A 2,179-nucleotide genomic window follows, 5' to 3' on the forward strand; every position below is an offset into this window, starting at 1 on the left:
CATCTTGGGATGAGAGTAAGGCCTTCAAAAAAAGCTCCGTTCAGATAATGGAAGAATACACGGAACTCTCAAAGAAACCGGGACTGCCGGCTCGAATTGATGGTGATGCTGTTAAAGCTCTCGAGTCGTCAGATGTTGTGATCGACAACACCTATGAGTTTCCTTTCTTGGCGCATGCAACCATGGAGCCGATGAACTGTGTCGCGCAAGTTTCTGATGATGCTTGTACGGTTTGGAATGGCGAGCAACTTCAGACAGTCGACCAGATGAACATTGCAAACTTATTGGGTATTAAGCCGGAGCAAGTCACCATCAATATGTTGTTAGCTGGTGGTAGCTTCGGACGAAGAGCCAACCCAAGATCGGATTACTTATTAGAGACCGTCGAAATTGCAAAACAGAAAAAGGGCACACCGATAAAGCTTGTTTGGAGTAGAGAAGACGACACCCGCGCAGGTTACTTCAGACCGGCCTATGTCCATCGAGTCAAAGCTGGTTTAGATGCTGATGGCAATATCAACGCTTGGCAACAACATATCGTTGGTCAGTCTATTCTGCATGGCACCGCTTTCGAAGCCTTTATGGTCAAAGATGGCATTGACGCGACTTCGGTCGAGGGTGCGTCGAATAACCCTTATGACATTGCCAACCTCTCTCTTGAATTAACAACGGTTAAAGAAGGCCCGACGGTGCAATGGTGGCGGTCTGTAGGTAGTACGCACACCGCATTTGCCGTTGAAACTATGATCGATGAACTGGCCGTTAAAGCAGGCAAAGACCCGGTTGAGTATCGAATGAAGCTGTTACAAAAACACCCACGCTGGCAAGGTGTCCTTAAACTCGCGGCAGAAAAAGCTGGCTGGGGTAAGTCACTACCAGAAGGAAGTGCCCTTGGTGTTGCTGTTCATGAGTCGTTTGCTACTTATGTCGCACAAGTTGCCCAAGTTTCGATGAAAAATGGCATGTTGAGCGTTGATAAAGTGGTGTGTGCGGTCGATTGTGGCGTTGCAATAAACCCAGATGTCATCAAGGCACAAATGGAAGGCAGTGTTGGTTTTGGTTTGTCTCCAACCCTAATGAGTACGATTACCTTGGATGATGGTGGGGCGGTAAATCAGTCAAACTTCCATGACTATCAAGTGCTACGCATCAACCAGATGCCGGAAGTCGAAGTTCATATCGTACCATCGGCAGAGGCACCTACAGGGGTTGGCGAGCCGGGTGTTCCACCTGTTGCGCCCGCTGTAGCAAACGCGTTTGCTGCCCTTACTGGCAACAGACAGCACGTGTTGCCCCTCAACCTTAAAGGTTAGGGTAATTCAGTAAACGTCGATAACAGATAAGGGAATGGGGAGTAATATGTCGAATCACTTATTTCATGTTCTGTCGCAATGGCTTCCAAGAAAAGACCAATCTAATTGGGTATTGGGGACTGTGTTCAAAACGGAAGGGCCTGCTTACCGAAAAGCAGGCGCAATGATGCTTTTTAGTGATTCGGGTGAACAGCTTGGTATGTTAAGTGGCGGCTGCTTAGAATCGGATATCCATTTGCAAGCACGTAAGGTGATATTGACTAAAAAGCCAAAAACCTTAACCTATGATGGGAGTGACGAGGACGATCTTGCGTTCCAGTTAGGAATTGGTTGTGGTGGGACGGTCCACGTATTACTGCAACCTATCTCGAGTGAGAACAATTATCTTTGCCTGCCCGATTTGTTCGCCGCGATGAAAGAACGTCGTAAGGGCGAGTATCTTCAGAAAATCGCGATTGATGAAGTTTATGCGAACTTTAGTTCAGGCGCAGTTCGGCTCAGAAGTACAAAATCAAACACTCAATTGATCAAAGATGAAAAGGGTTTGTGGCTTTCGACGCAAGTAGAGGCTCCACCTCACTTGCTTATTGCCGGTGGTGGGATTGATGCGCGACCTGTGGCCAATATTGCTCTCCAGTTAGGGTGGGAAGTCACGATATGGGATCCGAGACCTGCCAATGCAAGACCAGAGTACTTCCCTGAAGTGAAACAGCGCTTGGCCGGCAGTGAAGAGGAACTAACAGGCTATTGCAAAGAACATACGGTGCAAGCGGCTATCTTGATGACACATAATGTTGAGCTAGATAGTCAAGCATTGTTCGCTTTGAAGAGTGTGCCGCTGAGCTACATCGCTTTACTCGGGCCCA

Annotated in this window: 2 protein-coding genes; both read left to right on the forward strand. The window is 47.9% G+C overall.

Annotated elements, in window-relative coordinates:
- A partial coding sequence (locus tag AC4MRV_RS21955) for a xanthine dehydrogenase family protein molybdopterin-binding subunit (RefSeq protein WP_491189391.1) occupies positions 1-1,313 on the forward strand: 1,313 nt, incomplete at its 5' end.
- A 46-nt stretch (positions 1,314-1,359) separates the two neighbouring features.
- The coding region (locus AC4MRV_RS21960) for an XdhC family protein (protein ID WP_491189392.1) at positions 1,360-2,179 on the forward strand (820 nt) is incomplete at its 3' end.

The sequence above is a fragment of the Vibrio sp. genome (assembly GCF_984391705.1).